The sequence below is a fragment of the Leptospira bouyouniensis genome, from assembly GCF_004769525.1.
Lineage (GTDB): Bacteria > Spirochaetota > Leptospiria > Leptospirales > Leptospiraceae > Leptospira_A > Leptospira_A bouyouniensis.
The window spans coordinates 163,969-184,698 of the sequence record NZ_RQFT01000008.1 but is presented as its reverse complement, the minus strand read 5'-3'; the positions used below and the strand labels follow the sequence as shown (position 1 = coordinate 184,698).

Annotated in this window: 17 protein-coding genes; 14 read left to right on the top strand and 3 right to left on the bottom strand. The window is 38.0% G+C overall.

Annotation, left to right across the window (positions count from 1 at the left end; genetic code table 11):
• Positions 1 to 8 precede the first annotated feature (8 nt).
• The 3 genes from EHQ43_RS09190 to EHQ43_RS09180 are packed head-to-tail and all read right to left on the bottom strand — an operon-like array spanning position 9 to position 4,205.
• Complete coding sequence (locus tag EHQ43_RS09190; protein WP_135740635.1) at positions 9 to 1,454, bottom strand: gamma-aminobutyraldehyde dehydrogenase; 1,446 nt, start codon at positions 1,452 to 1,454, stop codon at positions 9 to 11.
• Between the two features lie 7 nt (positions 1,455 to 1,461).
• Positions 1,462 to 2,751, bottom strand: a complete 1,290-nt coding sequence (gabT, locus tag EHQ43_RS09185) for a 4-aminobutyrate--2-oxoglutarate transaminase (RefSeq protein WP_135770932.1) — start codon at positions 2,749 to 2,751, stop codon at positions 1,462 to 1,464.
• Positions 2,748 to 4,205 (bottom strand): NAD-dependent succinate-semialdehyde dehydrogenase, encoded by a 1,458-nt coding sequence (locus EHQ43_RS09180; protein ID WP_135770930.1) that lies wholly within the window; start codon positions 4,203 to 4,205, stop codon positions 2,748 to 2,750. Before EHQ43_RS09180 ends, gabT begins: the two co-directional genes overlap by 4 nt.
• Before the next feature lie 138 nt (positions 4,206 to 4,343).
• Between EHQ43_RS09180 and EHQ43_RS09175 the strand changes: the two genes are divergently transcribed.
• The 14 genes from EHQ43_RS09175 (at position 4,344) to EHQ43_RS09110 (ending at position 20,719) form a co-directional block, all read left to right on the top strand.
• Entirely contained in the window at positions 4,344 to 5,513 is a 1,170-nt protein-coding gene (locus EHQ43_RS09175) for an ABC transporter substrate-binding protein (protein ID WP_135770928.1), read from the top strand.
• Positions 5,514 to 5,548: 35 nt separating this feature from the next.
• Complete coding sequence (locus tag EHQ43_RS09170; RefSeq protein ID WP_135770926.1) at positions 5,549 to 6,574, top strand: ABC transporter ATP-binding protein; 1,026 nt, start codon at positions 5,549 to 5,551, stop codon at positions 6,572 to 6,574.
• 10 nt (positions 6,575 to 6,584) lie between these two features.
• A complete protein-coding gene (locus EHQ43_RS09165) occupies positions 6,585 to 7,502 on the top strand; it encodes an ABC transporter permease (RefSeq protein ID WP_135740640.1) in 918 nt (305 codons plus the stop codon).
• Entirely contained in the window at positions 7,492 to 8,295 is an 804-nt protein-coding gene (locus EHQ43_RS09160; RefSeq protein ID WP_135740641.1) for an ABC transporter permease, read from the top strand. The genes EHQ43_RS09165 and EHQ43_RS09160 overlap by 11 nt, the downstream gene beginning before the upstream one ends.
• A gap of 157 nt (positions 8,296 to 8,452) precedes the next feature.
• Positions 8,453 to 8,884, top strand: coding sequence for a universal stress protein (locus EHQ43_RS09155; RefSeq protein ID WP_135740642.1), 432 nt, complete (start codon positions 8,453 to 8,455; stop codon positions 8,882 to 8,884).
• A 102-nt stretch (positions 8,885 to 8,986) separates the two neighbouring features.
• Positions 8,987 to 10,246: an AfsA-related hotdog domain-containing protein gene (locus EHQ43_RS09150; protein WP_135740643.1), complete on the top strand. Its 1,260-nt coding sequence runs from the start codon at positions 8,987 to 8,989 to the stop codon at positions 10,244 to 10,246.
• The gene (locus EHQ43_RS09145) at positions 10,243 to 11,007 is read left to right on the top strand and encodes an SDR family NAD(P)-dependent oxidoreductase (protein WP_135740644.1); all 765 of its coding nucleotides are present in this window, start codon (positions 10,243 to 10,245) and stop codon (positions 11,005 to 11,007) included. The genes EHQ43_RS09150 and EHQ43_RS09145 overlap by 4 nt, the downstream gene beginning before the upstream one ends.
• Positions 11,008 to 11,016: 9 nt before the next feature.
• A complete protein-coding gene (locus EHQ43_RS09140; RefSeq protein WP_135753123.1) occupies positions 11,017 to 16,731 on the top strand; it encodes a protein kinase domain-containing protein in 5,715 nt (1,904 codons plus the stop codon).
• Between the two features lie 8 nt (positions 16,732 to 16,739).
• On the top strand, positions 16,740 to 17,123 hold the full coding sequence (gene acpS, locus EHQ43_RS09135) for a holo-ACP synthase (protein WP_135740646.1): 384 nt from the start codon (positions 16,740 to 16,742) through the stop codon (positions 17,121 to 17,123).
• The gene (locus EHQ43_RS09130) at positions 17,123 to 17,344 is read left to right on the top strand and encodes a tetratricopeptide repeat protein (RefSeq protein WP_208731001.1); all 222 of its coding nucleotides are present in this window, start codon (positions 17,123 to 17,125) and stop codon (positions 17,342 to 17,344) included. Before acpS ends, EHQ43_RS09130 begins: the two co-directional genes overlap by 1 nt.
• Before the next feature lie 5 nt (positions 17,345 to 17,349).
• Complete coding sequence (locus EHQ43_RS09125; RefSeq protein ID WP_135740648.1) at positions 17,350 to 17,718, top strand: bactofilin family protein; 369 nt, start codon at positions 17,350 to 17,352, stop codon at positions 17,716 to 17,718.
• Position 17,719: 1 nt separating this feature from the next.
• On the top strand, positions 17,720 to 19,501 hold the full coding sequence (locus EHQ43_RS09120) for a sensor histidine kinase (protein ID WP_135770924.1): 1,782 nt from the start codon (positions 17,720 to 17,722) through the stop codon (positions 19,499 to 19,501).
• A complete protein-coding gene (locus EHQ43_RS09115) occupies positions 19,498 to 20,355 on the top strand; it encodes an SDR family NAD(P)-dependent oxidoreductase (RefSeq protein WP_135770922.1) in 858 nt (285 codons plus the stop codon). The genes EHQ43_RS09120 and EHQ43_RS09115 overlap by 4 nt, the downstream gene beginning before the upstream one ends.
• Before the next feature lies 1 nt (position 20,356).
• Positions 20,357 to 20,719, top strand: a complete 363-nt coding sequence (locus EHQ43_RS09110) for a cupin domain-containing protein (protein WP_135770920.1) — start codon at positions 20,357 to 20,359, stop codon at positions 20,717 to 20,719.
• Positions 20,720 to 20,730 lie beyond the last annotated feature (11 nt).

Genomic DNA, 20,730 nt, shown 5'->3' with positions numbered 1-20,730 from the left:
ATGAGATTTTAAACCCCACCGACCATCACATGTTTTGTGATGAGGTAATCACCCACCGATTCAATCGATAGATCCTTACCAAATCCTGATTGTTTGAAACCACCATGTGGTGTTTCTGATGCAAGTGGAAGATGGTCATTTACCCAAACTGTTCCAAATTCCAGTTGTTTTGCAACTCGCATAGCACGTGCTACATCCTTTGTCCAAATTGAAGAAGCGAGTCCATAGTTGACATCATTGGCAAGTTTTACTGCTTCTTCTTCTTTGTCATAAGATTGGATGGTAAGAACGGGACCAAAAATTTCGTTTTGCACAATGTCGAAGTTTTGTTTGACATCAGTCACAACTGTTGGTTCAAAAAAGTATCCTTTATCGAATCCTTTTGGAATTCCTCCACCCGTTAGGATTTTGGCTCCTTGTTTTTTGGCTCGGTCCATAAAACCGATGACTCGCTCTCTGTGGATTTGAGAGATGAGTGGTCCCATATCTGTTTTATCGTTGAAAGGATCACCTACCTTTACTGCTTTCATAGCATCCACCACAGCATCGGTGATCTTTTTTTGTAATGATTTTGGTACGATGATTCTTGTTGCTGCAGTACAGTCCTGACCTGAATTACAAGTGGCACCAAACGCCGCTTTTGTGGCAAACAAATTGATATCAACATCATCAAAGACAACAAGTGGTGCCTTCCCACCTAATTCTAAATGCACTCGTTTCAAAGAATCCGATGCCGATTTCATGATATTTTTTCCAGTGCCTGTGGAACCCGTGAGAGATACCATTCGAACCAGAGGATGGTCCACAATGGCTTGTCCTGTGGCATTACCACCTGTGACAATATTGATGACTCCATCAGGGATACCTGCTTTTTTGGTGAGTTCCGCTAACATGAGTGTGGTGATAGGGGTTCCTGGTGCAGGTTTTAAGATGATAGTACAACCGGCAGCAAGGGCAGGTCCAAATTTCCATACTGCCATGAGTAGGGGGTAGTTCCAAGGGGCGATTTGGCCAACAACACCAACTGGTTCTCTTCGTAAGATGGATGTGTATCCTGGTTGGTATTCGTTTGCACGGCTTCCATGAACATCACGTGCAGCTGTTGCAAAAAAACGAATGTTATCGATGGCAAACGGAATGTCTCCCGCCAAACTTAAGTTTTTGTAAGGTTTCCCCGCATTGAGAGATTCCCATTTTGCAAATTCCTTTGTTTTTTCTTCGAGTAGGTCTGCTAATTTCCAAATGGCTTTGGAACGTTCGCTAGGTGTGAGTCCGGACCACCGGCCATCATAAAAAGCTTTGTGTGCCGCTTTGGCTGCTTTGTCGACGTCAGCAGCGCTTGCATCAACTACCTTTGCAATTTGTTTGCCTGTAGCTGGGTCTTCGATACCCATCGTTTTTCCGCCGGAAGTATTTGTCCATTTCCCATCAATCCAAAGTGTATACTGTTTCATATTTAGATTAGATTTCCTTTAATGATTTTGCTATGATGTTAAGGCCTTCTTTTACGATGGATTCCTCGGCAGTGATGGGAACGAGGATTCTGATCACGTTACCATACACACCACAAGAGAGTAAAACAAGTCCATGTTCTAATGCTTTTGTCGTTAATTTTTTTGCCATGTCGGCAGAAGGTTTGTGAGGGTCCCCATTTTCTACGAGTTCAAAGGCAACCATTCCACCTAATCCGCGTATTTCGCCGATATTGGAATTGGTTTTTTTGATTTCATTCAGTTCTTTTATGAGAAGATTTCCTAAGTTCACTGATTTTTGAAGGATCCCTTCCTCTTCGATAAGGTCCATCACCGCAATTCCTGCTGCACAGGCCACTGGGTTTCCTGCATAGGTTCCGCCAAGCCCACCCGGTTCCACAGAATCCATGATGGATGTTTTGCCTATCACAGCAGATAGAGGCATACCAGCTGCAAGTGATTTTGCTGTGGTGATGAGGTCTGGTTTCACTCCAGAGTGTTCGATGGCAAAAAGTTTACCAGTCCTTGCAAATCCAGATTGTACTTCATCTGCAATGAGTAAAATTCCATGTTCATCACAAATGGCTCTCAGTTTTTTTAAGAAACTTGGAGAGGCAATATAAAATCCTCCTTCACCTTGCACGGGTTCGATGGCTATTGCTGCGACTCGAGTTGGATCAATATCAGCTTTGAATAAGTTGCCCAGCGCTTTTAAAGAATCTTCTTCTGTTACCCCATGATATTCCATTGGGAAAGGGATGTGGTAAACATCACTGGAAAACGGCCCAAATCCTTTTTTATAAGGAATTACCTTTCCCGTTAAGGCAAGTGCCATCATCGTACGACCATGGAATCCACCAAGGAAACTAATAATCCCTGGCCTTCCTGTTGCTGCCCTTGCAATTTTCACTGCATTCTCAAGTGCTTCTGCACCAGAAGAAAATAAAATGGTTTTGGCATCCCCATCAATTAGTGCTTTTGCATTTAATTTTTCGCAGAGATCAATGTATGGTTCATATGGCATGATTTGGAAGGCAGTATGGAGCACCTTGTCCACTTGTTTGTGGATAGCAGCGACTACTTTCGGATGGCAGTGACCCGTATTTTGAACGCCAATCCCACCACCAAAATCAATGAATCTTTTGCCTTCGATATCCCAAATCTCTGCATTGGTGGCTTTTTCGGCAAACACCGGATAGGCGGTCGTGACCCCTCTTGGAACATTTTTTAATCTTCTTTCCCAGAGAGTTTTGTTGGTTTGTTTTTGATTGCCCGTCATTTGATTCCTCCAAGGCAGAGATATTTGGTTACTGTATAATCATCGAGACCGTATTTGGAGCCTTCGCGTCCCATACCTGAAAATTTGACTCCACCAAAAGGGACTTGTTCGGAAGAAATAATCCCTTCGTTAATGCCTACCATCCCATATTCCAGCTGTTCTGCGACTCTAAAAATACGTGCCATGTCTTTAGTGTAAAAATAAGAGGCAAGACCAAAGTCAGTATCGTTTGCAAGTTGGATCGCTTCTTCTTCCGTTTGGAAGGTTTGGATACAAGATACAGGTCCAAATGTTTCTTCCTTTGTTACGATCATAGATGAATTTACTGGATACAAAACTGTTGGTTCGAAGAAATTTCCACCTAAATGGTGTGTGTTGCCTCCAATTAAAATCTTGGCTCCTTTTCCTACTGCATCTTGGATATGGGCCTTGACTTTCTCCACTGCAGCCTCATTGATTAAAGGTCCTTGGCTGGCACTAGGTTCCATTCCATTAGCGACCACAAGTTCTTTGGTTTTTTCAGCGAGTTTTTTGGCAAAAGACTCAGCTACATTTGTATGAACAAGAAATCGGTTCACACAAACACAGGTTTGTCCCGTGTTTCTGTATTTCGATAACATCGCACCTTTGACTGCTTCGTCTAAATCAGCATCTTCAAATACGATAAAAGGTGCATTGCCACCTAGTTCAAGGGAAAGTTTCTTTAAGGTATGTGCTGATTTTTCCATCAAATATATTCCTGTTTTTGTGGAACCTGTGAAACTGAGTTTACGAACATCTTTACTTTCCAAAATCGCTTTCCCGATGGCAATTGGGTCACCAACTAACACATTCCAGACGCCTTTGGGAAGCCCTGCGCGTTCCGCAAGAACTGCCATTGCAAGGGCAGAATATGGAGTGAGTTCTGCCGGTTTAGAAACCACAGTGCAACCTGCCGCAAGTGCAGGAGCCACTTTACGAGCAAGCATCGCTGCTGGGAAATTCCAAGGAGTGATGGTTCCCACAACTCCAACAGGTTCTTTTAAAACAAGGATTCGTGTATCCTTTCTATGGGAAGGGATGATATCTCCATAATGGCGTTTGGCTTCTTCTCCAAACCATTCAATGTAGGAAGCTGCATAAGCGATTTCCCCCCTAGCTTCTGTTAGTGGCTTGCCTTGTTCCTGGGTCATGATGAGAGCTAGGTCTTCTTGGTTTTCCATCATGAGTTGGAACCATTTACGAAGGATCCCTGCTCGTTCTTTGGCAGGTCGAGATTTCCAATCATCGAATGCCACTTTGGCTGAACGAATGGCGACCAATGTATCTTTTTCAGTGGAATGGGGAATGTTCCCAATCGTTTCCCCTGTGGCAGGGTTTTGTACTAAAATTTCTTTTTTGTTTTCTGCAGGGCACCAAACCCCACCAATGAAATTTTCCTGGCGAAAAAGGTCTTTGTCTTTGATGTATTTCATACGAAACCTGTGCTTTCACTGAAACCTTGCCTCCTAAAAATTCCTACCTTTTTTTTGAAAACTCCAGAATTGGTTGCTTAATTTTGATTTTTTGGTATCTAATGCCTGACATAAGTAAAACCAGGAGCACATAGGTTTATGAAATTCGATTCATACAAACGAGTGGTTTTTTTTACGGCAGTACTTTCGATCGCATTAGCGGTAAACTGCGGTAAAAAAGAAACAAAGGTTTCCGAAATTGGACAAGGCGAGGGAGAAGTATCCATCGTTGCTTGGCCAGGTTACATAGAACGTGGTGAAACAGACAAAGGGTATGACTGGGTCACCGAATTTGAAAAAAATACAGGCTGTAAAGTAAATGTAAAAACTGCCGCTACATCAGATGAGATGGTAGCACTTATGAATGAAGGTGGCTTTGACTTAGTCACAGCTTCGGGAGATGCATCCCTCCGTTTGGTTGCAGGTAACAAAGTCCAAGAGATCAATACGGAGCTTATTCCAAGTTGGAAAAACATTGACTCTCGATTACAAAATGCTCCATGGCACACTGTTGATGGAAAACATTATGGTGTTCCTTACCAATGGGGTCCAAACGTACTCATGTACAACACAAAAGTTTTCAAAAAAGCACCGACTAGTTGGAATGTTGTATTTGAAGAACAAGTACTCCCTGATGGTAAATCAAACAAAGGAAGAGTACAGGCTTTTGACGGACCAATTTACATCGCTGATGCTGCATTGTATCTCAAAGTCGCAAAACCTGAGTTAGGGATCCAAGATCCATATGAACTTGATGAAAAACAATATAATGCTGTGATCGAAGTATTAAAGAAACAAAGACAACTTGTTCCGAAATACTGGCATGATGCAATGGTGCAAGTTGACGACTTTAAAAAAGAAGGTTTAGTTGCTTCTTCTACTTGGCCATTCCAAGTTAACTTACTCGTGAGCGAAAAACAACCTGTTGCTTCAATTGTTCCTGTGGAAGGAGCGACTGGATGGGCAGATAGCACAATGTTACACAAAGATTCTAAACATGTTAACTGTGCTTACAAATGGTTGGAACACTCTCTTTCTCCGAAAGTGCAAGGTGACTTAGCATCTTGGTTTGGTTCTGTTCCTTCTGTTCCTGCTGCTTGTAAAGGAAATGCTTTACTAGGGGACACTGGTTGTGCTGTAAACGGTTTCAACAACTTTGAAAAAATCTCATTTTGGAGAACTCCGAAAGAAGATTGTTCCGGTGGAAGAAAATGTATACCTTACAAAAAATGGGCAGAAGATTATATTTCCATCATTGGAAGTAAGTAAAATCCTAACATCATAAGAATTCTAAAGGAGATAGAATGGACCAAATTTACGATGTCGAATTTCAAAATGTTACAAGGAAATTCGACCAATTTATAGCGGTGGATGATGTCTCCTTTGGGATAAAAAAAGGTGAGTTCTTTTCGATGTTAGGCCCTTCCGGGTCTGGTAAAACAACTTGCCTCCGAATGGTGGCTGGTTTCCAAGATACAAGTTCAGGAAGGGTTCTTTTGGAAGGAGTTGATGTCACTGGTATCCCTCCTTACAAAAGAAATGTAAACACAGTATTCCAAGATTATGCCCTTTTTCCCCATATGTCTGTTGCAGAAAACGTGGGTTATGGTTTGAAAATCAAAAAACTTCCAAATACTGAAATCAATAAACGTGTTTCTGAAATGCTTTCGATGGTACGTCTCCCTGATGTTGGGAAGAGGAAACCATCGGAATTATCAGGTGGGCAAAGGCAAAGGATAGCTCTTGCTAGAGCACTCATTAATCGGCCCGGTGTACTTCTGTTAGATGAGCCATTGGGTGCACTTGATTTAAAACTTAGGGAAGAAATGCAACTCGAACTTAAGGCCATCCAAAAAGAAGTAGGGATCACATTTATATTTGTGACCCATGACCAAGAAGAAGCACTTTCCATGTCTGACCGCATTGCGGTGTTTAATAAAGGAAAGGTAGAGCAAATTGCAACACCAGAAGAATTGTACAACCGACCCAAAACAGAGTTTGTTGCCAACTTCGTCGGCACTTCTAATATCTTAAGTGTAGAAGAAACAAAACGCCTTACCGGTCGTGATGGCAAACTAATGGTTCGTCCAGAAAGGGTTCATGTTTTTGCCAACGCCAAAGAAGACAACCATTCAACAGGTTATAGAACCTTTAAAGCCATTTTAAAAAGCCAGGTATATTCAGGTGCGACTTCTAAAATGCATTTTGAAACACCAAATGGTTCTCGTATCATTGCATCCACTCAAAACTTAAAAATATCTGCGGATCATATTGCAGTTGGATCTGAAGTCCTCGTCGGCTGGAAAGACTCCGACGTACACTTGTTATAAGGTAATTCCCATGACTAGTACCTTTGATAAGTTTTTTACCTTCTTGTTTTACAGAAAAAGTTTGGCGCTTTTTTTGCTTTTGGCACCACTTCTCATCTGGCTTGGAGTCGTATATTTAGGTTCGTTGTTTACGCTACTCATCCAAAGTTTTTTCTCCATTGATTCCTTCTCAGGTGTGATCAAACGCGAGTTTACATTAGAATCCTATTATGATTTGTTTCGTCAAAGTACGAATTGGGATATCATCATCCGTACAACAACGATGGCGTTTACCGTGACGGTTGTGAGTGCGATCATTGCATTCCCCATCGCCTATTTTATGGCGATGAATGCAGGTCCAACTCTCAAACCAATTCTATATTTGGGTGTGATGTTACCATTGTGGTCCAGTTATTTAGTCAAAGTATATTCTTGGAAACTGATCATGGCAAAAGAAGGGATTTTGACATGGTGCCTTGATCAGCTTGGTCTCTTACATTTGTTGGATGTGGTTCTTGCCATCCCTGTGATTGGAGGTAGTTCCTTATCATTTTCATATATTGGGATGTTTCTTGTTTTCGTATATATATGGTTACCTTACATGATTTTACCGATCCAAGCATCACTGGAAAGAATTCCAAAATCCCTTTTGGAAGCATCTTCAGATCTAGGTGGTGGGCCTTCGCAAACCTTTCGTAAGGTGATATTACCTTTGGCTTTCCCAGGAGTTGTCGCAGGTTCTATTTTTACATTTTCCTTAACTCTTGGTGATTATATCATTCCTACCATCATAGGTAATTCGAGTTATTTTATTGGAATGGCTGTTTATACACACCAAGGGACGGCAGGGAACATTCCACTTGCTGCTGCATTTTCAGTCGTTCCCATCATCATCATGATGGTATATCTATCGATTGCAAAACGATTAGGAGCATTTGATGCGCTCTAAATGGAACTTAGGATCTATCGGTTTAAGAACTGCAACTTTATTCGGTTTTTTATTCATCCACATTCCCATTCTACTCATCATCATGTATGCTTTTTCTACCGATGAAAAAACATTTCAATTCCCACTTCCTGGTTTTACAACTAAGTGGTTTGGGGTGGCATGGGATCGCAATGATATATGGGAGGCCATCATTCTTTCTTCACAGGTTGCATTGATTTCAACCTTCATTGCTATTTTTTTAGGAACACTTGCCTGCCTTGCTGTTTATCGAAGTCAGTTTTTTGGAAAGGAAATTATATCCTTTCTTGTAATTTTACCCATTGCACTTCCGGGAATTGTAACAGGGATTTCACTTCGGTCTGCGATGTCCTTGTTTGGGATTCCTTTTAGTACATGGACCATCGTCATAGCACATGCAACATTTTGTATCGTAACTGTTTATAATAATGTCCTGGCAAGGTTACGAAGAAGTTCTCATTCAATGGTGGAAGCTTCGATGGATTTAGGAGCCAATCCTTGGCAAACATTTCGCTTTGTCATATTGCCAAATATCGCCACAGCATTGTTAGCTGGTGGAATGTTGTCTTTTGCTTTGTCATTTGATGAAGTGATTGTCACAACTTTTACGGCAGGCCAACAATCCACAGTTCCCATTTGGATGTTAACAGAATTTATTCGTCCTAGACAAAGGCCTGTGACAAACGTTGTTGCTGTATTTGTAATTCTTGTCACAACCATTCCCATTTTGGTGGCATACTACCTCACAAAAGAAGATGATGGTAGAAAAAAATAATAGACTTACTAATTTGAATTCCAAGGTTTTTCCAGGATAAAAGTTTCGATTTGATTTCTTTAAGATAAGAGATTTTTGGGAAGCCGTTCGGAATCTTTTGATAATTGTCAATGGAAATTCACTTTCACAATCCAAAGGAGCATGGTAGTATCTTTCTATGGAAAAATTAATTCAAAAACTGATCATTCCAATTGATGGTTCACCCAGTTCAGCAAAAGCCTTGGAATTTGGATTGGCAATAGCAAAAGCAAGTAAAGCAATTTGTTACGTTGTAGAAGTCATTGAAGATTTTGGTCCGCTTCCTGGTTATTATGATGCCGCTCCTCCTGGAAAAGACAGAGTCAAGTGGATTTCTGAACAAAGGTTTGAAAAGATTCATCCTATCTTAGATGAAACATCAGTGAAATGGGAACGTGTGGTTTTGGAAGGATATCCTGCTGAAGAAATATGCAAGTTGGCAGAAAAAGAAAAGGCCGATTTGATCGTGATTGGAAGCCGAGGGCATGGAATTTTAGGAAGATTCATCATGGGTAGTGTATCAGATCGTGTTGTACACTATGCACCATGCTCAGTAACTGTTGTTAGGTGAAATTAACTTAATTTTGTCAAATCGATGTTAAATTACTTGCGCTGAAACCTATCCCATTGGAATCTACGGACTAATCCTAGAGTAGATTCCTGGTTGATACAAATGAAGGTTTCCGAAAAAGAAGATCTCCCTACCGTTTTACCCCTTGATAAACGATACACTCGCACATACTACCAAGATGATAGTTTTGTTTCGAATATAAGAAGAGCACTGCCTCGATTGATTTTGGCTGATATCATGGAACATGATGTTTTACCAAAACTGAACAATCAAGACAGAGAATTCCTTCTATTCTACTATTATAAAAGGACTGATCAAACGGGTAGTTATTATCAATTAAAAACAATTCCTTCTCGAATTCGAAAAGAATCTGCAGATAGAATTTTGAATGAAGCAAATATTGATGATTCTGGGAAAGAGTTTCTGAGTCAATTTTATCACTTTGATCAAGAAATCGAGCAGTATGTCTTAAATGATTTGGTGACAGAAGCAGATGAGATAAAAATTTTACAACTTGTCAAACGTAGAGATTATTATGTAGGAAATGTTGAAAAATCGATGCTTTCTGAAATCTTTGAAAGGTTCCCAGAGATTCCGAAACGAGATACTTTTTTTGCGAATTTATACATTCCACCTACTCACAAATTTTTTTCACCACCCAATTTAAAACATATATCTGGAATGCAAATTGTAGAAGCAGCAAGGCAATTTGGAATCGCATGTAATCATATGTTTGGAAAAGTTCCGTTTGAAGATGTCACCTTCTTATTGTTATATTTGAATTCAGAATTTTTTCAATATGCTAAAATGAATATGCCCATCAAACTTAGGGCAAAGGCAAAAGAGGTGAAATTCAGCAAAGCTGGTTATTGGAACTATTCGAAGCTTGCTATCACGGCGTACCAAGAAAATCAAGAGATCACCAAGATAGAAATGGCAGCAAGTATTTTGCCTTTAAAAGTCTACAAACGCTTAAAAAGCACACAAGAAGAAGTGTATGAAATCGATCCAAGGTTTCGAATTTTGGATCGATTTAAAAATAATATTTCAATCCGTGAAAATGGACGTAATATCGTTTCTACCATTGAAAATATCTCAAATTCAGGGTTTATGGTGCGGTGCTCAGGAATCCACCCAGGCAGTTTGTCTACGAAACAACAGCTAGAATTTTTTATGCATTTTGATATTGTTGGTTTCGTACATGGAACTTGTATTTTATTATGGGTAAAAGAAGACGATAATAATGAAGATACCTTTTTTGCAGGATTTCGTTTTGAAGAAATTTCGGAATTGGATCGGGCAAATGTAAAGGAAGCAATCAATCGATATGGAAGATTGATAGAAGATAGGGAAATCCAATGAAAGAGAAAAAAGTCGCTTTAGTTACGGGTGGAACATCTGGCTTAGGTAGATCAATTGTATTAGAGTATGCTAATGCGGGTTATGTGGTCGGATTTTGCGGCCGCAGAAAACAAGAAGGTGAGGAAACTCTTTCTCTCTTAAAAAAACAAGGTGGGGAGGGACTATATTTCAAATGTGATGTCACACAATCGGAAGCAGTTCGTAATTTTGTAGAAACCATCATAGAAAAGTATGGTCGTATCGATGTTGCGGTCAACAATGCAGGGATCTCTGGTGTATTAAAAACGACTGCGGATTATCCTTTGGATATTTTTGATTCAGTAATGGATGTAAACTTAAAAGGTACATTTTTATCCATGCAATTTGAATTGAAACAGTTTCTGAAACAAGGTGATGGTGGTGTAATTATTAATGTATCTTCAGCTTTGGGTCTCCGTGGAAAAGAAAAGGCAGGTCCTTACTCAATGTCAAAACATGGAATCATTGGACTTACAAAATCAGCAGCATTAGAATATGGAGCAAATGGGATAAGAGTTATTGCACTTTGCCCTGGTGGGATCCAAACAGAAATGGATGATGTATTTTATGCGAATGTACCAAATCCTGAAGAAGTGAAAAAAGAAAGAATGAAATCGTATGCACTAGGAAGAATGGCAACCCCAGAAGAAGTTGCTAAAACATGTGTTTGGTTGTCTGGAGAGGGTGCGGCATTCATTACAGGTGCTGTGATTCCTGTCGACGGTGGAAAAACGGCAAGATAAGGAATTCTTTTGTTTACGATTGGAAAATATAAAGTAACAAAAGAGCTCCATTTGGGGAAACGAAGCTCTGTTTACATTGGGGAAGACGATAAAAAAACTCCGGTAGTCGTAAAACTCCTAAATCGGGACTATCCAGATAATCATGAGATTACCAGATTTAAAAATGAATTTGAAATTCTAAAAACTATTGATTCTCCCTATACATTAAAACCCCTTGGGTTTGAGTCATACCAAAATACAGTTGCTATTGTTTTTCCTCACATTGAATATTTCGATCTCGCAAAACTTCAGTTAAGTGGCAAATATAGCAATTTACAGACATTTTTAAATATATCTATCGAAATATGTAAGGCTCTTAGTGATATTCATAAAGCAAAAGTTGTACATAATGATATTAAAGCACAAAATATCATCTTTCATCCTGAAACTGGTAATTTAAAAATCATTGATTTTGGATCAGCCACTTTGCTGACACATAGAAGTTTTTATCTCCCGATGAACCAAAATTTAACGGGAACGTTGGCTCATATATCGCCAGAACAGACTGGTCGCATGAATCGTACGGTTGATTATCGTACGGACTTCTATTCATTGGGTGTTACTTTATACCAATTGATCACAGGTGAACTTCCATTTTTATACACAGATAGTTTGGAGATGGTTCACGCTCATCTTGCGCGAATCCCTTTATCTCCAAAAGAAAGAAGTCATGCTCCAAAAATATTGTCTGATTTAATCATGAAACTTTTGGAAAAGAATCCGGAAGATCGTTACCAAACTGCAACTGGATTACTCTCTGATTTGATCACAATCCAATCTGTATTATTGGAAAATGGTAAAGAAGAACTTGATTCCTTCCATATGGAATTAGCAAAAAATGATAAGTCTTCTCGTTTTCAAATTCCAAAGAAATTATATGGAAGGGAAACTCAGTTACAAACTTTTGAGGAAAAATTCTTAAATGCTACCGAAGGTAAAATTGAAACCTTTTTAATTTCGGGACGTTCAGGGATTGGAAAATCTGCTCTCATTAACGAAATACAAAAACCTGTTACCATTGAAAGGGCATATTTTACATCTGGTAAATTTGATTTATATAAAAAATCAATTCCATACCGTGCCATCAATTTAGCATTGCAAGGGTTAGTAAAGCAGCTGTTATCTGAAAATGAAACATCTGTTAAGGAATGGAAAACAATACTTTCCCAGGCTCTAGGTACTAATGCCAAACTTATTATCGATGTAGTCCCTGAGTTATCCCAACTTTTGGGTAATGTTCCGATCCCTCCAGAACTTGATACGGTAGAAACTGAAAATCGATTTCATTTAGTATTTCGCAAATTTTTGCGAACAGTTTGTACTAAAGAACATCCAGTTGTTATGTTTTTGGATGATTTACAATGGGCCGATTCCTCAAGTATTCTATTGCTAAAAGAGGTCATCACCGATCCTGAATTATTTTATTTTTTTATAATTCTTTCTTATCGAGACAACGAAGTGTATCCTACTGATCCATTTTTTCGTATGTTGGAGGAACTGAGGGAAACAAAAACATCTATCACCGAAATTCAATTAGATCCGTTGAGGGAAAGTGATATTTCATTATTAGTATCCGAAACCCTATCTTTGCCAGAGTCGGAAATCACTGGAATATCGGAAATTATTTGGAAAAAAACAAAAGGGAATCCGTTTCATGTCAACGAAATGTTTAAGAATCTTTATGAAAGATCTTATATACAATTCATTGAAAATCGTTGGGTTTGGGATAAAGAAAAAATCAATTCGGTTAATATTTCTGAAAATGTCATTGATTTGATTATTGATAAAATTAATCTTCAACCACCTAACTTAATTGAGACTTTAAAATTAACTGCGTGTATTGGAAACTGGTTTCGACATGATATATATGCAACCATAGCAGAAAGACCATTTCATCTTGCATCTATGGATTTAGTTGCATTAGCTAACGAAGAATTTTTAATTTTAGGTTTGGACGATGCCAACTTCACGCACGATAAAATTCGCGAAGCAATTTATAAAATCATATCCCCAGAAGAAAAGTCTAAGTTACATTATAAAATTGGTAAAACTTATTTATCGATTCTTTATAAATACAAACTTGATGATCATTTGTTTACAATTGTAAACCAACTCAATTTAGGCGCTTCTCAAATTACGAAAGACCAAGAATTGGTTCAATTGAGGACTTTAAATGAAAGGGCAGGATTTAAAGCATTAAATTCATCCGCTTACGACGCTGCGTTTACTTTTTTTGAACGTATGGTCGGGTTGATGAAAGATGAAGAATGGGAAACTCATTACGATAACACATTGAAGTTGCACCTAGCTTATGCAAGGTCAGCGTATTTATCTAAGAACTTTGAAAAAGCTGAAAAAAGTTTTAATTATATTCTAAAAAAAACCAAAACAGATTTAGAAAAGATTTTAGTGTATGAGCTCCAATCTTCTATGCTTGTGACCCAAAACAAAATGAAGGAAGTTTTGGTAACACTGAAACAAGCTCTTAAACTTTTAGGAGTCCGATTACCAAAAAATGCCACTACATTGTCGCCTTTACCGGAAATTATTAAATTTAAACTTAGGTTGGGTTCAAAAAAAATAGAGGAATTAGGAAATTTACCTCTCTCAAGTGATCCTAAGTATTTGGCGATTATGCGTTTGCTAAATGCTTGTATTGCACCTTCTTTTTTAGCAGAGCCAAATTTATTCCCTGTGATCGTACTCAAAATGGTTAACTATAGTTTGGTGAATGGCCTTTGTGAGTTGAGTGCTTTTGGATTTTGCGCCATGGGTATGATCCAAGGTTCAGGTCTAGGAGATTATGAATCTGGATTAAAATTTGGTAAATTGGGTGTCAAATTACTTGATTTATTTGAATCAAAAACATTCAAATGTAGAACAATTTTTATGTATACCTGTATGATTTCGCCTTGGAAAAATCATGCACGTGAAGGTAAAAATTTGTTTTGGGAAAGTTTCCTCGTTGGAATGGAAACTGGTGATTTACAATATGCATCATATTCTTTAAATAATATTCATTTTCAAGGTTTGATGTATAGAGAGAACTTAGATGACCTCTATAAAAGCCAACTTCGTTATGATTCATCTCTTCTGAGTTTACGCCAACACCATGCCTACCAAGTGCATCGATTGAATATGCAAATGGTTGAAAATATGCGAGCTGAATCTTCTGACCCACTCAGTTTGGAAGGTAGATATTTTTCAGAATCCGAAATTGTAAAAGAATGGGAATCGGCAGGGAATTCGAATGCACTTTTTGATTATTATTTATGTACTCTTAGGTTGGAATATTTCTTAGGTGATATCAATAAAGCATACCAAGCATCATTAAAGTTGGATGAGTTGGAGGGTGCTGTGTTTGGAATGATGTTTGTTCCTGAACATGTATTTTTTGGCTCTTTAGTAGTTTATGAATTATTATCGAATGCTTCTGCCTCTAATGAAATTTCAAATAAGTATTTATTGAAACGATTAAAATCGTTTTCAAAAAGGCTTAAGGTTTGGGCCAATAACTCTCCTGACAATTTTGGTCATAAATATGAAATTGTTTCAGCAATTGAGTTATATATCTCAAATCAAAAATCAGAGGCTGTGATCGCTTGTAAATCGGCCATTACTTCAGCAAGAGAATCTGGATATATATTAGAAGAAGCCATTGCAAACGAAATTCTGGTTAGAATGTGGAGAGAAACAGGTTTCGATCAGTATAGTAACTTACACCTTGTAGAAGCTCATTATCGTTATGGCAAATATGGTTTTATTTCCAAGGTGAAACAATTAGAAGCGGAACATATCTCTCTCAAAAAATATATAGGTAGGAATTTTAGAACCGATTCAACAGATAATGTTTCCTTATTGAGTACAACAAAAGATATATTTGGAGACGTTGGTTCAAACTTAGATATCAATACAGTCATCAAAGCATCTCAAACAATTTCCGGTGAAATCCAACTCAATCGACTTTTGGAAAAAATGATGAAAATCATACTCGAGAATGCCGGTGCTGAACGTGGTTATTTCATATTAAACTTAGATTCAAAATGGCAGGTGATTGCCGAGTCGAATTTGGAAACAGAAACTGTATCTGTATATGCAGATTCACCCTTTGAATTAGACTTCACAAACCAAATTTCAACAATTAACCAAAATAAAATTCCAACTCAGATTATCGCGTATGTTGTGAGAACAGGATTGGTTGTGATTTGTGGAGATGCGGCAAGAGAAGGTGATTTTAAAAACGATCCATATGTAAAAACATATTTTCCAAAATCATTATTGTGTTATCCAATTTTGAGTCATGGAACAGTTGTTGGGATCGTGTATTTGGAAAATAACCTAACGACAGATGCATTTACTCCAGGCAGAGTTGAAATTCTTAAGATTTTATCTTCGCAAATTGCTGTGTCGATTGAAAACTCACTATTATATTCAAACTTGGAACAAAAAGTAGATGAAAGGACCAAGGAATTAAATTCTGCATTGACGGAAGTGCAAGGACTCAAAGAACAGCAGGACGGTGATTATTTTTTAGCATCATTATTGATTGAACCACTCACACAAAATCATGCCCGATCATCGAATATGAATATTCAGTTCTTAACGGAACAAAAGAAAAAATTTTCATACAAACAATGGAATTCAGAAATCGGAGGAGATTTATGTGTTTCGTCTTCCATTCAATTACAAAACAAAAAATACATTGTAGTATTGAATGGAGATGCAATGGGAAAATCGATGCAAGGTGCTAGTGGTGCACTTGTGATTGGATCGGTTTTTGAAGCTATTATCAAACGAAATGGCCAGTCAGAGGATGTAAGAGACATCACTCCTGAAAGATGGGTGAGTAATGCATATTTTGAATTACACAACACACTTGTAACATTTGACGGATCCATGTTGATCTCAATGTTTCTTTGTTTGATCGATGATGAAACTGGATTTTTTTATTTTTTGAATGCGGAACACCCTCGGCCCGTCATATACCGTAACGGAAAAACATTTTTCCTACCACATAACTATGTGTGTGCGAAATTGGGACTCTTGGCATCCAAGAAAAGTCTGCAAATTAATACATTCCAAATGGAACAGGGAGATGTTTTACTAATTGGTTCGGATGGGAGAGATGATATCCTAATTGGTTCCGAGCAGGAAATGGAAGTGAATGAAGATGACGAATTATTTTTGAAAACCGCGCTTGAGGGAATGGGTGATCTAAATTTGATTCGTGACGCAATCAAAAGACAAGGGGATTTGATTGATGATCTTTCTTTGATTCGGGTAGAATACACGGGAATAGGCTCCGAAATAATCATTCCGAAGACACATCCGAAACACATAATCTACTTAAGGGCTCTCACATTGTACAAACAAAAACATTGGGCAGAGGTTGAAAAAATGATTTCATCTCATTTCCCAGATATCAACGAAGCCCCCCTTTCTTTTCAAAAGATATACCTTTACACGGAACATAGAATGTCTGTTTTCCCATTACAGTTTGCCGTTTCATACATTCAAAAAAATCCTTCAGACAGTTTGACTTTGTTTTATATTGCAGAGGCACTCTTTTCCAATGGGGATATTGCTGCTGCGTTTGATTATTCGGAACGAGTGAAATTAAGACGGCCATACCATAAAGAAAACAACCGATTATTTGCTCGACTCACAGAACTTCGACGTAAATAAATCTACTTATGTTATCAGTCGGGAACGACATTGTCGAAAACGAACGAATTCGAGATTTATTACAAAAACATGGTGATCGGTTTTTGAAGCGGGTTTTCACCGACGATGAAGTGGAATACTGTCACAAACACAAAGATCCTGTACCTTTTTTAGCAGGTCGTTTTGCTTGTAAAGAAGCGGTCATCAAAGCCCTCGATTTAGAACCTGGACAGGTTGCCGATATGCGCGAGATTGAACTAGCTGGCACTAATTTTGGGAAAAAAACGCTAGTCATCCATGGGAAAACTGAGAAGTTTTTCCGTGAGAAAGGATTTACGGGTAGTTCAGTGTCGATTAGCCACGCAGACCACTATTCAACCGCCGTTGTCGTATTCTTTAAGGAGCCCAAATGATCGTAAGTGAGAAAATGAAGGCAGTGTTAGTCCATTATAACCAGGCACTTACATTGTACAAATCCCGAAAATTTGTCGAAGCAAAAGAAGAATTCAAAAAAGGATTGGCCATCCATCCTGAAGACGGTCCTTCCAAACTTTACATTGAACGTTGTGACGATTATATCGCAGATCCTCCTCCTGAAGATTGGGATGGAGTTTATAACATGAAAACAAAATAGGAACTATGTCAAAAAAAGAAATGCAACCAACTATCACCGAACACGGAGTAATCGCGACTATCCTTGGAAAAGAAACTGCTTTCAGTGGAACATTGGCTTTTAAAAAACCTCTTCAAATTTCAGGGGACTTTACTGGCGAAATTATTTCAGACGGATATTTGGTGATCAGCGAAGGTGCTCGAGTCAAAGCAAATATCAAAGCAGGAACCGTTGTGGTTGGTGGAACAATTGTCGGAAATGTAACGGCAACACAAAGGTTAGAAATGTTATCAACTGGTAAAGTACAAGGCAACATTCGCACAGCTAAATTACAAATCGCGGATGGCGTTGTCTTTGATGGTAACTGCGAGATGTTAAGTAGCGACGAGCCTTAGTTTGTGGCAATACCATCCATATAGTGTTTTACTCTTTTTAGCATTTAGCTTCAATCTAGGATTGGGGCTATTTGTTCTTAAATCCTTTCGACTCAATTTAGTTAAATATTTATTGATTCTAGTTTTTGGTTCCATGCTTTGGACCGGATTCTATGGAATTGACTTTCTATACATTAATACTCATTTACACCGAACATTTATTAGTTTGCTATATATAGGGGTTTCAATTGCCAACGTTGGTATGGTGCTTGTCTCTATCGAATTTACAAACAACCGCCATTTATTAACCAAACGATTTTGGGTGTTACTTTTTCTTCAGCCTTTGTTCACATTAGCGGTTTGTGTATTAGATCCATTATTTAAGACCTTAACATTGGATACATATCTGGTGAATGTCAACGGAAGGACCCAGTGGATACAAGAAACAAATATTGGTGGGTTTATCGCGTCTTACCTTCTGTCATTTTTTTGGTCAGTGTTTGTTGCGATTCTTCTATTTCGCGGAATATTAAAAACGAAGTCAACGGAAAGGAACCGTTATCTTCTTATTTTGTTATCATTTTTGTTTATATGGGTAGCTGCAATATTACATAAATTAGGTATTAGGCCACTTCCTGGTATGAATATAACCGCTGTTATGTGTACAATGCAGGCAATAATGATCTTTTTTGCCATTGGATACTATCGCATGTTTGATTTAGTTCCACTTGTGCGAAGTGAAATTGTTGATGAACTCGACGAAGCAGTAGTAATACTCGATTTTAATCATAGAGTCGTTGATTGGAATATTTCTGCAGAGAACTTATTCTCAGTGAAAGATAAAAATGTTTCCCTCTTACCTCATAATGTTTTTTTCCACCATACACCAGAGTTGATTTCTAAACTAGACCATTTATCAGAGAAAAAAACGTTCTCTAAATGGTCATGGGAAAAAGACAAAAAATTTTGGGAAGTCACAGCAAAACAAATCCGAGACTCTAATCGTAAAAAAATTGGGATGGTATTGGTATTTCGAGATAATACTGAACAAAGAAATCTTGAGAAACAAATGGCAAATGTGAATAGAGAACTACTCGTTGCCAATGGAACCAAGGATCGATTCTTATCGATCATCTCACATGATTTACGTGGTCCGCTTGCCGGGATCAAAATGTTACTCAAAGTTCTAAATGAAGACATGAAAAAGAAGGAAGATGCATTGGCAGGAATGACCCAATCCTTGGTAGATGCTACAGAATCTGTTTTTTCTTTATTGGAAAATTTATTAGAATGGTCTAAGTTACAACGAGGACAAGAGGAATTTAGACCAAATTATTATCGTTTGGACTCAATTGTTTTGGAATGCATTGAACTATTCAATTTGAGCGCAAAAAACAAGGGAATACATTTCGAAAATAAAATCCCAAATCATGCGATGGTGTATTGTGACGATCGTATGATCATTACAGTGATTCGAAATTTAATCTCTAATGCATTGAAGTTTAGCCATCAAAATGGGAAAATTGAAATTTCAGCAATTGATACAGGGTATCACTGGTTAGTTTCTGTTCGTGATTTTGGCGTTGGTATGTCCAAAACTACGATTGATAAGTTGTTTAAAGCAGGTGAGGTCATTAAGTCTATTGGAACCCTTGGAGAAACCGGTAATGGAATTGGATTGTTGTTATGTTCTGAATTTGTGACGGTTAATGGTGGAACCCTTTCTGCAGATAGCGATGGAACTTCAGGTTCTATATTTCAATTCAGTATCCCTAAAAAACAAAACGAGGAATTTACATCATGAATCAAATAATCTTAATCACAGGTGCAACAGATGGAATTGGTAGAGTGTGTGCACATTCATTTGCAAAATCAAATCATGAGTTGATACTAGTTGGCAGAAATCCAGATAAACTTTCTGCGTTAGTCTATAGTTTACAAGTCCATGGTGTGAAAGTACATTCGTACGTTGCTGACTTGTCCATTGCAAAAGAGACATTTTCTTTAACAGAAAAAATTCGGAGCAACCATCCAAAAATTGACGTACTATTGAATAATGCAGGAGCTTATTTTGACAAACGCGTTATCACAAGCGAAGGAATAGAATCAACATTTGCTTTGAACCACTTAAATTATTTCATTATGGCTCTCGGATTATTACCATCTTTAAAGAATTCGAATCAAGGTAGAATCATCAATGTTGCTTCTCGTGCACATGAAGGTGTTGCATTGGATTTCAAGGATATGATGGGTGAATCCAATTACTCTGGTTGGAAACAATACCAACGATCAAAATTGATGAATATCTATTTCACATATGAATTAGCGGAAAGACTCAATCAAACAAAAATAACAGTAAACTGTTTACACCCTGGGTTCGTAAAAACTAAATTTGGACAAAACAATGATGGTTTGGCAAAAGTAGTATTAACTTTTGCACAAAACATTTTTGCTATCTCTGAAGACAAAGGTGCGGAAACATCTATATATTTGGCAACAGAGCCTGGTTTGAATCAAATTTCTGGAAAATATTTTGTAAAAAAGAAAGAACGAAATAGTTCACCTATATCGTATGATAAATCAGCAAGAAGGAATTTATGGGCATATACAGAAGACCTTCTCAAACATAAGTTTTCCTTCAGATTCCCAGGTAATTAACATGGGTTATATCCACCAAAATAATCCAACCATCATTCCTGTCCCAGGGAATAAAACCATCGAAGAACACTTTGGTATTCCTAGCACAAACACAAATGATATTTCGATTGCCCATATGATTGCTCCACCTGGTTGGGGTGAACCATTTCAAACACCAAATTTTGACGAGTGGACTTTGATGGTACGTGGTAAAAAACAAATTGAAGTGGATGGAGAAACATTGATTCTTTCAGCAGGTGAATCGATACTTATCAAAAAAGGATCAAGGGTTCGGTATTCCAATCCATTCACAGAGGATGCAGAATATTGGTCACTTTGTAAACCAGCATATACATTAGAAGCAGTCAACCGCGAAGGCGATTGAAATACCTATCC